Consider the following 13,721-nt stretch of genomic DNA (forward strand, 5'->3'; position numbering starts at 1 on the left):
TTTAGCTAATGCGACTGCCAAGGTTAATCTTTGTTTTATTCGGTTGATGGTTAAGAGGCTTGCTGCACCTTCTTAGATGTCAAATGGGTTCTATAGAAGCTGTGGAACTTTGAGATTGGCCTAAATTCACTTTGAATACCTTGCTCTGCTCTTGCTCCAGTTTGGGTAAAGTCAAAATTAAAATCCCATCTTTCAAGTCTGCCTTAACTTGTTGATTCTGAACTTTGGCTGGCAGAGGAATTACTCTAGCGAACTTGCCATACCGGAATTCCGAATGAACTTTATCCTTAGATTGGGAATGTTTTTCGTAACGATGCTCACCAGCAATCGAAACTGCATCTTGAGTAACTTGAACATCGAGGTCTTTAGCTTCCACGCCTGGAATCTCAACTCTTAATAGCAACTCTGAGCCATTATCATGTAATTCAACCGCAGGAACCCACGCTGTTCTCGGTGATGCAGAAATCTCAGAGTTACCGCGCTCGGCTACTGTCAGCTCAGAGAATAGTTGATCCATTTGACGACGCAGAATCTCCATTTCACGGAATGGTTCCCAACGAATCAGTGCCATATTTGAATCTCTCCTTAACTTTCTAATTCAATCTTGGGTAATCAAACAAAGTTTTAGAGGTATTTTTTAGAGAGGAGCTTTATTTGCTTTGTTTCTTCTCTCTAGTAAGTAATTTAATAAAAGAATAATCTAAAAACAGTTGGGTAAACCGTACAAACATAGGTTGGATTTACCGTATCAAACAAAAAAATGATGAAAAGCTTGAGAATAGTGAATGTCAAAGGAAGTAGGCAATCGTAAATTAAACTATATTATGTAATGTAAATTTAATTAAATTCGCTTGTAGCTAGCTAGAAGCTCTAGCCCGATGCTAAGAGTCAGATTGACAAAGACGTTGCGCGTAGCTTGCCTTATGGCGTCTCCCCAATGCGAAGGACTACGGTGTAGACACAATTGAAAAAAAGCTCAATTATCTCCTTCCCATACAGAGCATGGCAATAGCTGATTAGGTACTGCTGCCTCCAGTCAGACATTGAGTCAGAGACTCAATGAATGCATTCCCAGTCTCCGGCTGGGAACGAGTCAAGCCTCATCAAGCTAGGTTTTTAGGACTTGTATGTACACCGTAGCTTTGGCTGTTTGGAATTCTTCGGATTTAATTAAGTAATGAAGCGGACATGATATAAACAGTTATCCTGCTTTATATGCAACTTTTCTATACACCCAGCGCTGAAGTATGGTTGTAAGCGACGATGATTTTATTTACAATCTGGTGAAAGAGTTTTGCTTTCTGATTTCATGTTCAGTTTTATTCAAGAAATTCTTCCTGATTGAAAATTAACTTAGTAACTGATATGGATGCTCAAAAAATAAAAATTTTATTAGTTGATGACAACTTAGAGAATTTACATTTTTTATCAGACATCCTTCAAAACCAAGGTTATCAGGTAGAAAGTGTCATTTCTGGACAATTGGCAATCAATACGGCAATTGCTTCTTCCCCGGATTTGCTTTTGCTAAATGTTCTCATTATAGAGAGGGATGGGTATGAAGTATGTCAATATTTGAAAGCTAACGATCAAACTCAAGAAATTCCGATAATTCTTTTCGGAATTTTCGATGATTTTTTTGAAAAAATAAATGTCTTGAATTTCGGCGATATTGACTATATTACTCAACCATTCCAAACTAAAGAAGTTTTATTACGCGTCCGAAATCAACTCACTCTCCTAAAACTGAAAAAACAGTTAAAAGAAAAAAATGCCCAACTGCAACAGGAGATTAAAGAGCGTCAACGGATTACAGTTGAGTTAAATATTCGCAACAGACAAATAGAAGATATTTTTAAAGAAATTCCCGTTAGCATTAGCAAAGCCTTTTGTAGAGAAGTTTATCAAAGCGAACGCCTTGTAGTCGAAGCCGCCCTCAAGAAGAGTGAAAGTCAGTATCGCCTCCTAGTGGAGACATCCCAGGACACGATCTGGTCGGTAGACATTGATGGACTAATTACCTTTGTCAATCCAGCAGTCAAGCAGATTTATGGCTACGAACCGGAAGAAATGATCGGGCGCGCCTTAATTGATTTCATCTCACCTACACAAGTTGCTCAAGATAAAGTAGCCTTTGAGCGTGTTCTTCAGGGAAAATCTATCTTCCAGCATGAAACTACCTGTGTGGCTAAAGATGGTACCTTACTTTATCTAATGTTGAATGCGATCGCATTACGCAACGAAGAGGGTCAGGTTATAGGCATGACGGGCACTGCTAGTAATATTACGCAGCGTCGAGGAGTAGAAAAATTACTCCAAGAAAGTGCGATTAAGCTCCGCAATCATAATCTCGTGCTAACACAATTGGCACAAAATCAGACGCTTTATCAGGGTGATTTGAAAGCAGCCTTGAGTATAATCACAGAAACAGCTGTCAACAATATTGGCGTAGAACGAGCTAGTGTCTGGCTGTATGACGAAACGGGCATGAAAATCCAGTGTTTCGATCTATTTGAGGGCAGTAGCAATCAACATAGCGAAGGACTTTTCTTCTCAGCGGCAGACTATCCAGTTTATTTTGCAGCTTTGCAGCAAAACCAATCAATCGCCGCAGATGATGCTCATACCGATCCCAGAATTAAAGAATTTTCTGCCTCTTACTCAAGATTAAACATCACTTCTATACTCGATACACCCATTAGGCTGGAGGGAAAGACCGTAGGAGTTTTATGTCTGGAGGCGGTGGGAGTTACTCATCATTGGACGCTAGAAGACCAAAATTTCGCTCGCTCTCTGGGCAATTTAGTATCCTTGGTATTAGAGGCAAAAGAACGCCAACGCGCAGAAGCCGCGCGACGGGCTTCTGAAGAAAAGTTAGCGTCAGCTTTTCGGTCATCTCCTGACCCAATTGCTTTAATTACTGTTCCCAACAAACGCTACATCGAAGTAAACGACAGCTTTTGTCGGTTTTTTGGTTATTCTCGTTCTCAGGTAATCGATCGCACCGATGAAGAATTGCATATTTGGGTGAATCCAGAAGAATATAATTTTCTCATCAACATCCTGCAACAAGCAAAAGCCATCCGCAACTATGAGATTGATGTCTGCACAGCAACAGGAGAAATCAGGACAACACTGTTGAGTGCAGAAATGATCGAGATTGATGGACAATGGTACGTACTGGGAACCGCAAAAGATATTACTGAACGCAAGCAGGCAGAAAATGAAAGCCGTTTGTTACTGTTGACAACCCAAGCTATCACTCGCGCCAGTGATGTCAACAGCGCCTTAGCAGTGGTCTTGCGCTTAATTTGTCACACTATTGGCTGGGATTTTGGTGAAGCCTGGATACCTAATAAACATGGGACTGTTTTAGAACACAGTCTGGGTTGGTACGGAGAGGAAAGCAACTTAGAAGAATTCTGCCAGCAAAGCCAAACGGTGAAATTTGCTCTGGGAGTGGGATTGCCAGGAAGAGTTTGGCAGAACCAAGAACCAGAATGGATAGAAGATGTTTCTAAAGTTACACAACCAGTTTTCTTGCGATCGCCACAAGCCGCAAAGGTAGGATTCAAAGCTGGGTTCGGTGTTCCCATATTGGCTGGGAACCAAGTATTAGCTGTTTTAGTGTTTTTTAAACGTAGCTCAGTATTGGTAGATCGGCGTTTGCTCTTGCTAGTCAGTGCTGTTGCGGCTCAATTGGGTGGGTTGATTGAGCGCAAAACCTTAGAACAAGAATTAGCACTCAGAGAAGCTCGTCTCAATGCCTTTTTTAGCAGTGCTCCCGTCGGCATGAATATTGTAGATAACCAGCTGCGGTTTGTGCAAATTAACCAACTGTTGGCGGAGATTAATGGACTACCCCAGCAAGATCATATTGGCAAGACCATCCATGAAGTCTTACCCGATATCGCCCCTTTAGTAGAACCAATTTATCAACAAGTTCTGATAACTGGTCAACCTATTATTAATCAAGAATTAAGCAGCCCATCAATCAAACAACCAGATATTATTCGCCACTTCTTAGCTTCTTATTTTCCGATTGTTGGTGAAGGCGATCGCCCCTCTGGTGTTGGCACAGTTTTAGTAGAAATTAGTGAACTACATGCAGCGCTACGCGAACGCAAACACGTCGAACAAGAACTACGTTTAGCCAACGAACGCCTACAATATCTGCTCACCTCTAGCCCTGTAGTCATTTATAGCAGCAAAACATCAGAGGATTTTGGCATTACTTTTATCAGTGAAAACGTTAAAGAAATGGTGGGCTACGAAGCGCGGGAATTTATCGATAACTCCAGTTTTTGGCTCGAGCGCGTCCATCCACAAGATATTGAACCGATCTCGGAAAAATTTTCCCACTTTATTAAGCAGGAGTACATTTCTTACGAATACCGTTGGTTGCACGCTGACGGAACTTATCACTGGTTCTACGAAGAGATGAGGTTAATTCGTGACGAAGCGAATTCCCCGATCGAATGGGTTGGTTATTGGGCAGATATTAACGATCGCAAATTGGCAGAACTAGCTTTGCAGTCAGGTCAGCAACGATATCAACTTCTAGCAGAAGCCTCACCAGCTTGTATATTTCATACTGATGTCGATGGCAATGTTTTATATTTTAATCAACGTTGGAGTGAAATTACTGGATGTAGTTTGGAAAATTCTCTGGGAACAGGTTGGGCAAATGCCGTACATCCAGACGACCGCGAGCAGCTATTGTTGGCATGGAATCAAGCAACAGTCGCTAAGTCAACCTATAAGTACGAACATCGTTTCTTGCATGACGATGATAATACAGTCATCTGGGTAATTTGTCATGCTTTGCCAGAATTTAGAGATGATGGAGAAATTAAAGGCTACATCGGTACAATTACAGATATTACCGAGAGAAAATTGGCAGAAGAAGCCTTGCGTGAAAGTGCAGAGCGAGAAAGAGCGATCGCGCAAGTGATTCAAAGAATGCGCCAAACACTAGATTTAGAGACGATATTTGCGGCGACAACCGAAGAATTACGCCAAGTACTCAACTGCGATCGGGTTGTTGTTTATCGTTTCAATCCCGACTGGAATGGGGAATTTGTTTCTGAATCAGTGGGTAACGATTGGATTTCTCTCATAGAAGAACACAACAATGACCCTTATCTCACAGAGGGGGTATTACAAGATGGGCGTTGTCTAGCGAAAATTTTGGATAATGCGGATAACCAGATGGAATATTCTGACCTGCAAGCAACCCCAGGCGCAAGTTTCCTCTGTGTACCAGACATTTACAACACTGAGTTTCATCCTGCTTATATAAATCTCTTAGAGCGCTTTCAGGCTAAAGCCTACATTATTGTTCCGATCTTACATGGTAGTCAGCTTTGGGGATTACTGGCGAGTTATCAAAATTCCGATCCCCGCCAATGGAAATCGGGAGAAATCAACATCGTAGTTCAAATTGGCAATCAGTTGGGCGTTGCTTTACAGCAGGCACAATTGCTAGCACAAACTCAAAGGCAGTCACAAGCATTGCAAGAAGCTGTGATCGTTGCTGATGCTGCTAACCGTGCCAAAAGCGAATTCCTGGCCAACATGAGTCACGAACTGCGTACCCCACTCAACGCCATCCTTGGTTTTACCCAAGTCATGAGCCACGATCGTGATTTATCAACTGAACATCAGCAAAATCTAGCAATTATCAATCGTGCTGGCGAACATCTCCTGAATTTAATCAACGACATTCTGGAAATGTCTAAAATCGAAGCTGGCAGAATAACCTTAAATCTCAACAGTTTTGACTTAATTCGCCTCTTGGAAAACCTCAAAGAGATGTTGCGTTTCCGCGCCACCTCCAAAGGATTGGAATTGGTCTTTGAATATACATCTCACCTTCCCCAATACATCCAAGTTGACGAAAGTAAACTGCGTCAAGTCTTGCTTAACCTCCTGGGAAATGCAATCAAATTTACCGATACTGGCAGGGTGACGCTGCGGGTGGGGATGGGGAGTGGGGACTGGGGAACAGGGGAGCAGGGGAGTAGAGGAGAAGTAGCAGTAAGTCTTTTCCCTCTGCCCCTCTGCCCCTTTGCACCTCTGCCTCTTCCTATGCCCAATGCCCAATCCCTAACCTTTGAGGTACAAGATACTGGCCGCGGTATTGCCCCACAAGAAATTGACTTGCTATTTGAAGCTTTTGGGCAAACTGAAACCGGAAGAAAATCGCAGCAGGGAACAGGACTAGGTTTAGCAATTAGCCGTAAATATGTGCAACTAATGGGAGGAGATATTAGCGTCACCAGTACTATTGGTGAGGGAAGTAAATTTACTTTTGATATTCAAATTGGTCTAGCCACAGTCAGCGAAATCCAGATCCAACAAATTAGACCCCAAGTTATTAGTTTAGCGCCCACTCAAAGCGAATACCGTATTTTAGTAGTTGATGACTCTACAGATAGCCGTTTAGTGTTAATGAAAATTCTCACATCCATCGGTTTTGTAGTCCAGGAAGCAATAAATGGCATTGAAGCGATCGCACTTTGGCAGACATGGCAACCACATCTAATCTTAATGGATATGCGGATGCCAATTATGGACGGTTACGAAGCCACAAAAGTTATTAAAACTAGAGAAGAAACCTCAATCCAAAATACCGAATCCCAAATCCCCAATTGGAAGACCATTATTATTGCCTTAACTGCTAATGCTTTTGAGGAACAACGAGAGGCAATAATCAAAGCGGGTTGCGATGATTATATTAACAAGCCTTTCCGCGAGGAAGAATTACTAGAAAAGTTGAGCGAATATTTGGGAGTTCAATATATTTATCAAGAAGAAAGCTATCAGTTAACAAACCTAAAGCAACAAAGACCAAAATCAATGTTGACACTCACAGATTTAGTAACTCTATTATCTGAAATGTCGCCTGAATGGGTGAAACAGGTGTACACTGCCGCAGCCCAATGTAGTGATGACCTGATTTTAGAATTGATTGAGCAAATCCCTTCAGAAAATGCTGTCCTGCAAAATTTTATTAAGAATTTAGCTCATGATTTTCAGTTTGAAAAAATTATGGAATTGACGAGTATTACAGGAGTCTTATCCAGCTAATAAAAATCGATGGGCAAGCAAGTTCGTAGTGAGTTAGCGCGGTCTTGGGTGTTTTCCCCATGAGCGACTAACGATAGCGCAGCGTTAGCGAGGTACGAGCGTCACCCGAAGAGTAAGGACTTTAGTCCTTAATTTTCTCAGTACTAAAGTGCTTACTACAAACTTTAATTTTAGATTTTTATGTCAATTCAAAGTCCAAAATTCAAAATGATTTTACCGTAAACGTCCCGATCGCAATGTACTAATAATTAACCACAAACCCAATAAACTAGCGACTGCAAAGAGGGTGGTGCTTAAAAAAGATAGCTGAGTTGTCTGCGCTCTGGTGGAAATAATTGCCGCACCCATAATCAGCGAACCCACTAATATACTAAAAGATAGTCGATTAGCTGCATCATCCATAGTCCGCCGCACACCATCTAACCCCCGCAGCGAGAGATTCCACTGTAAGGTTTCTGAGGTAACTCGGTCTAATAATAGTTCAATTTGGCGAGGAGATTGGAGAGACAGACTTTTAATATCTAAGGCTGTCCGTAATAGCGATCGCACTGGATTATCCCCCAGTAATTGCCGACGAAATAAGTCTGTAATTAATGGTTTGACTTCATCAAAAAAATTAAGCTCTGGGTTGAATGTCCGCGCTACCCCTTCTAAATTCGCTAGGGTTTTGGCATACAAACCCATATTACTAGGCAACCTAATTTTATTGTTGCGGGCAACTTGTAAAACTTCATAAATTATCTGACTGAAGTTTATTTGTGTGAGGCTGACATTGTGATACTTTCGCAACATGCGATCGTAATCATTTTCTAACCGCGACAAAATCACTGGTTGAGCAGAATCTGATAGCTGTAAAGTTAACTGAGCGCACCTTTGAGCATCTAAATCAACGATCGCTAACAACATCTCTGTTAATATCTGCTGTGTCCGGGGATCGAGTCTTCCCACCATGCCACAATCTAAGAGAGCGACACGCCCATCTTTGAGATAAAATAAGTTTCCTGGATGGGGATCGGCGTGAAAAAAGCCATCAATATATAATTGCTGGAAAAATACCCGAAATAACAAAGTAGTTATTTCTTTACGCTTTTCGGCAGGGTCTTTAATGTTGGGGTCACTATCCAAATCCGCCGCTAGGAACGGCACTCCATCGAGCCATTCCATTACCAGCAATTTCTCTGTGGTCAACTCCCAATTAATTTCCGCAACCACTATTTGTGTGGGATCGTACCAGCGGCTTTTAGATAAGTTGCGCCGCAGTTGGTCTGTAAAACCAGCTTCGCGTGTAAAATCCAATTCAGCTTCTAAGGCTTTGGTAAATTCTTCGGCGATGGATTTGATTTCGTAGGTTTGCCCAAAATCAGTTCGCGCCACTAAATCGGCAATACCTTGAATTAAAGCAATATCTTGAGCAATAGTCAGATCGATTCCCGGACGTTGCACTTTGAGAGCGACTTCTCGACCGTCTGCTAGTGTAGCTCGATGTGTCTGAGCAATCGATCCGGCTGCTACGGGGATCGGGTTAACTGTGCTGAAGGTTTCTGCTAATGGACGTTTTAATTCTTTGCGGAGGATTATTTCTATCTCTGACCAAGGAACTGGTGGTACTTCATCTTGTAGAGTTGACAATTCCTCAATATAGGAGGCGCTCAGTAAGTCAGGGCGGGTAGACATTAACTGGCCAAGTTTGACGTAAACTGGGCCCAAATCTACCAGAATATTTTTTAAAACCGCAGGTGTCGGCAGCTGGGGTTCATCAGCTTTGCCACCAGTAAGTAACCTTCGCATATAGTCCCAGCCATTGCGAAGGAAGACTTCAAGGATTTCTCGTTGACGGGGAACAGTTTGGGTGAGGAACATTTTTGTAAAAAACTGCAAAGAGGCAGAGGAGTTAAAGAGGTAGGCAGCAGGGGATGACAATACAACGGGAATCGGCTCTAGTTTTGATGCTTGTTAAAGTTTTGCTAGCTGCGGCACAATCTTGAAATCTTTTTATGGATGATTGTACGGCTTCGTGGAGCTTCTGTTCGTTCAGCATCCGTTTGACGTAGCTAGAACAGGAATCCCCACCGTGTAATAAGCGATGGGAACAAGAAAATCCTTTGGACGGAGAAATATATTTTTGATAGGCAGTAATAGAATCGATTGCCATTGTCTTGGCCAGAGGTTCAAAGCTAATAATGTCCATAACTGTCAGATAAAATAACAGACTGTCAAGTTATAATGGAAAAATAGACTTTTTCGCCTCTGCCAAGGGTTCTAACTTTTATAGCAGGTCAGTAAATCGGGAATCACTTTGGAGAATTTTAAGGATCTGCTTGATTTCCTGGGTACGTTCTTTTTTGACAACGAGGGTGACATTGCGATCGCGCACAATCACCACGTCCTCTAAACCAATAGTAACAACTACATCTTCTGGATTTGAGGCGTAAATAATCGCCCCTTGCGTATCTAAACCTACGTGAGTACCGAGTTCCACGTTTGGAGTATCTTCCGTTTTCAGTAAACGTTCGATCGCATTCCAATCTCCTAAATCATCCCAACCAAAATCAACTGGCAAAACGTATGCTAGAGTTGTCTTTTCCATTAACGCATAGTCTATACTCTTCTTAGGCAACTGGGGATAGATATCAGGGCCATGTTGTTCTAAAGGTTCGATAATTTCTGGAGCATGGGTATGTAGTTCCTTGAGAACAACCCCTGCCCGAAAAACGAACATTCCACTATTCCAGCTAAAACGTCCCGTAGATAAAAAAGTCTCTGCCGTTTCTCGGTCGGGCTTTTCAGTAAAGCGGTTCACGTGATAAGCTGGCAACTCATTAAAGCTACCTATTTTTTCACCTTGTTCAATGTAGCCGTAACCGGTTGATGGAAAAGTAGGCTTGATCCCCAGTGTAACGATCGCTGCTGTGCTTGTTGCCAGTTGCGTAGCTGCATTTAATGTGTGTGCAAACGCCTCTTGGTTAGCAATCCAGTGGTCAGCAGGGAAAAAGCCAATCACAGCGTCTTCACCATAGCGCTGTTTGATTTCTAAACTTGTCCAAGCAACGGCTGCGGCAGTGTCTCTGCCTTCCGACTCAATCAGCAAGTTTTCAACTGGTAGATCGGGTAGTTGTTGTCTTACGCCTTCAGCTATCTGACTAGAAGTTATGACCCACAAGGAATCCCACCCGCCACCGAGTTCAATCAATCGATCGGCGGTTGCTTGTAATAGACTTCTAGAGCTACCATCAAGACTTAAAAATTGCTTGGGTCGGTCTTTGCGGCTTAGAGGCCAAAAACGTTCACCTTTACCACCAGCTAGGATTACGGGGAACAATAAAGTATTCATGTTGTCATACACGCCTACCGAAGAACATTACAAGTTTACAGTGAGCTTTTCCACTGGCAATATTTGTAGCTTGGATTAACATACTTTTAGGGAGTGGTTGAGTGGGGAGATAATTGTGATAAAACAAGTCGAATGGTCGGAAAATCCGGTTACGTCTGGGCAAGTAGTAGAGTTTGAAAGTGACGTGCGATCATCGCAACTTCAATGGACAGAAAATCAAGTAACACCAGCACCAGTAGCTGACTTAGAGGAGGAGCAGGTCGAACTAAACCAGCCAGCGAATCCGAATCGTAGCGTCATCGAATCTGTGGGTGCGTTTCCCAATCAGCTTTCTGAGAGACTGGGCTTAACCATGCCTCGATGGCTGTTATGGTTTATGACGGTTGTCATTGGCATCATCTTATCTGGGCTGCTGGTGTCAACGTTAGCGCTGTGGACTCCTTTATGGAGCAATCTAGATCGAACAGACGAAGATTTAGGAACTACTGCTAAAGACGAAGTAAAAATCCCATTACCAGGGGAATTATGGGGCAAACTTTCCCAGTACAAGCTTTCACGTCCGATGAATATTTTAATCATGGGGATTGAACCAGTCAGCGGTACCGTTGATGGCTCACCAGAAAGCTTTGCAGGGAAAAGCGACTCTATGCTACTGGTACGACTGAACCCTAGCGAAAAATCTGTAAGGGTGCTTTCCATTCCCAGAGATACAATGATCGCCATCCCCGAAAAGGGAGAAAAGGGATTAACCAAGGTATCTGATGCCAATGCCAAAGGCGGCCCAGTCTTAGCAGCACGGGTAGTTAGCCGTACCTTAAACAACGCCCCAATCGATCGTTACATCCGTATTTCTACCAGTGGCTTACGGCAGTTAGTCGATCAGTTAGGCGGAGTAGAAGTCTTTGTTCCCCAATCAATGGAATATAAAGACTCTAGCAGTCGGCTGTCGATTAATTTAGTCAGTGGCTGGCAAACCCTCAACGGCGAACAAGCAGAACAGTTTGTTCGATTCCGCGAACCAGGTTTGGGAGATTTGCCGAGAGTGCAGCGTCAGCAAGCACTAACAGCAGCCCTGCTGCAACGTTTAAATAGTCCTACCGTCTTACCCAGGTTGCCTCAATTAACTCGCCTAATGCGAAAATATTTTGATACCAACCTGAAGATGGAAGAAATGATGGCGTTGGTCAATTTCGGACTCAACCTAGATCGGGATAATTTCCAAATGACTGTGTTGCCTGGTACCTTTAGCCGCTTTAGCAAAGACCCTGATAGCTATTGGCTGAATATGACTGGACAACAGAGCCTGTTGAATGATTATGTTGGGGTAAATGTACCTGGTCTAAAACCAGATACGCGTCAGGTTTCTAACCTCAAAATTGCTATTCAAAATGCTTCAAATCAACCTCAGCTAACTGAAAAAGTTATTGCTTATCTTAAACAGAAAGGCTTTAATAATATTTACAAAGTGCCTGATTGGCCAGATACTCAACGTCAAACTCAGGTTATTGTCCAAAAAGGCAACCGACGAGTTGGGGTTGATTTGCAAAAAGTCTTAGGCTTGGGTCAAATCGAGGTGTCTGCCATTGGTGATTTAGAATCCGATCTGACAATCCGCATTGGGAAAGATTGGAAATAGCTAAGAGTCATGAGTCATTAGTCATTAGTCATTGGTTAAATGACAAAGCGCAAAGTCTGAGCGGAGGTTTCCTCCGCTCAAAACTTTGTAAGATAGAACTAATGACAAAGGACTACTGAGAAATAATAAAGTTATGAAAAAGATTTTACTGCGCTTTTTGGGTTTGATTGTAATTTTGCTACTAGCCTTTGGGTGGATAATACTTAATCCCAAACCGGCTTTTGCTCAGATAAACACAATCAATTACAACAATATAAATTTAGAAAATCGTGACTTTTCTCATGCTGATTTGGCAGGGGTAACTTTTGTCGCAGCAGAAATGCGGGGGACAAATTTTCAAGGAGCAAATTTAACCAACGCAATTCTGACTAAAGGAGTTTTATTAAAGGCAAATTTGGAAGATGCGAACTTGAGCGGCGCTTTAGTCGATCGCGCCACTATGGATGGTGCTAACCTGAAAAATGCCATCTTTACTGAAGCAACTTTAACCCGCAGCCGCTTTTTTGATGCTGATGTCACTGGTGCTGATTTTACCGATGCTTTAATTGACCGTTATCAAGTGTCGCTGCTGTGTGAAAGAGCCGATGGCGTAAATCCAGTTACGGGTGTGTCAACGCGAGATAGTTTGGGTTGTAGGTAAAAATCTCGGTTTTGATCTTAAAAACAGAGACATTTTTGCGAAAAAATGGAAAATACAAATTCTTTATTAAACTATGTATTATTCGCTATCGATTTGATTTTAATTTGGGATTTTGTCAGAGATAAAAAGATACAAATTTATGAGCAAAAACAAAATAAGCTTAAGTTTATTGTTCAACCGAAGTTACTTAGATTTATTGGGTTTTTTATTGGACAAATAGGTATAATTTGTTTATATGCTATTTTTATGTTTATACCTGTCACACAACTTGATTGTAACCGAGTTTTACAAAATATAGATACTTCAAATATTGAGCAAAAGTCATCAAAAATTATATGTCAACTGATAGAATTTGATTTTTTTGGTCATCAAAAAAGCCAAAAACCAATTTCTGGATTAATTGGAAGTCGTTTAGAAAAACAAACTAAAACTGATAAAGAGGGAAAAATAATATATAAATATCAAGTTCAGTTATTAACTAAAACAGAAAGTATTCCGTTTAGACGAACTACTTACAGTGATTATTTTTCCGAAGAAGCGGAGTTTATCTTATTAAAAATCAAGAATTTCTTAGTACAACCTTTAGAAAAAAGTTTAGTAGTTAAGCAAGATGATACTTTAGTTGGCTACGCTGTAATTGGCATAACCATATTTTGCCTATTATTAGGTTTATTAATTATAGCGTCAGGTTCATTTATCGACTGTAATTTTGATAAAGCATCAAATAGCTTAAGTATCAGCCACTATAAATGGTTTGGAATATTGGGAAAATTAGTTTTTTTGTACTCGTTAAACGAAATTGTTGATATTAAAGTTAAAAACTTTTATGGCGAAGATGGTACAGCTCATCAAATTACCTTAATTTTAGAATCTGGTGAAAGAGTACCTTTGATTGGTCGCTATAGTTCTGGGTTTGAAGAAAAACAAGAAATAGTTAAGACGATCAAAAGTTTTATCGCTTCAAATTAACACCTCCCTCAATACCATCAGTTAAATCCCACGAAAATCTAACCCCCAACTCA

8 protein-coding genes are annotated in these 13,721 nt (G+C 41.5%); 4 read left to right on the top strand and 4 right to left on the bottom strand.

Annotated features, from left to right (window positions below; all coding sequences use genetic code 11):
• Positions 1 to 79: 79 nt before the first annotated feature.
• The gene (locus V7K53_RS01820) at positions 80 to 571 is read right to left on the bottom strand and encodes an Hsp20/alpha crystallin family protein (protein WP_335195968.1); all 492 of its coding nucleotides are present in this window, start codon (positions 569 to 571) and stop codon (positions 80 to 82) included.
• A 794-nt stretch (positions 572 to 1,365) separates the two neighbouring features.
• Between V7K53_RS01820 and V7K53_RS01825 the strand changes: the two genes are divergently transcribed.
• Positions 1,366 to 7,092, top strand: coding sequence for a PAS domain S-box protein (locus V7K53_RS01825; RefSeq protein WP_335195998.1), 5,727 nt, complete (start codon positions 1,366 to 1,368; stop codon positions 7,090 to 7,092).
• A gap of 213 nt (positions 7,093 to 7,305) precedes the next feature.
• On the opposite strand, the gene V7K53_RS01830 is transcribed toward V7K53_RS01825, so the two are convergent.
• From V7K53_RS01830 to V7K53_RS01840, 3 genes are all read right to left on the bottom strand, one after another.
• Positions 7,306 to 8,952 carry an ABC1 kinase family protein gene (locus V7K53_RS01830; RefSeq protein ID WP_335195969.1) on the bottom strand — a complete coding sequence of 549 codons (1,647 nt, stop codon included), beginning with the start codon at positions 8,950 to 8,952 and terminating at the stop codon, positions 7,306 to 7,308.
• 31 nt (positions 8,953 to 8,983) lie between these two features.
• On the bottom strand, positions 8,984 to 9,280 hold the full coding sequence (gene yidD, locus V7K53_RS01835) for a membrane protein insertion efficiency factor YidD (protein WP_335195970.1): 297 nt from the start codon (positions 9,278 to 9,280) through the stop codon (positions 8,984 to 8,986).
• 78 nt (positions 9,281 to 9,358) lie between these two features.
• The gene (locus V7K53_RS01840; RefSeq protein ID WP_335195971.1) at positions 9,359 to 10,423 is read right to left on the bottom strand and encodes a mannose-1-phosphate guanylyltransferase; all 1,065 of its coding nucleotides are present in this window, start codon (positions 10,421 to 10,423) and stop codon (positions 9,359 to 9,361) included.
• A 115-nt stretch (positions 10,424 to 10,538) separates the two neighbouring features.
• On the opposite strand from V7K53_RS01840, the gene V7K53_RS01845 reads away from it, so the two are divergent.
• From V7K53_RS01845 to V7K53_RS01855, 3 genes are all read left to right on the top strand, one after another.
• Positions 10,539 to 12,059 (top strand): LCP family protein, encoded by a 1,521-nt coding sequence (locus V7K53_RS01845; protein ID WP_335195972.1) that lies wholly within the window; start codon positions 10,539 to 10,541, stop codon positions 12,057 to 12,059.
• A gap of 133 nt (positions 12,060 to 12,192) precedes the next feature.
• On the top strand, positions 12,193 to 12,699 hold the full coding sequence (locus V7K53_RS01850) for a pentapeptide repeat-containing protein (protein ID WP_335059848.1): 507 nt from the start codon (positions 12,193 to 12,195) through the stop codon (positions 12,697 to 12,699).
• A gap of 45 nt (positions 12,700 to 12,744) precedes the next feature.
• A complete protein-coding gene (locus tag V7K53_RS01855; protein WP_335195973.1) occupies positions 12,745 to 13,668 on the top strand; it encodes a hypothetical protein in 924 nt (307 codons plus the stop codon).
• Positions 13,669 to 13,721 lie beyond the last annotated feature (53 nt).

Origin of the sequence: Nostoc sp. (assembly GCF_036917355.1) — a bacterium.
GTDB lineage: Bacteria > Cyanobacteriota > Cyanobacteriia > Cyanobacteriales > Nostocaceae > Nostoc.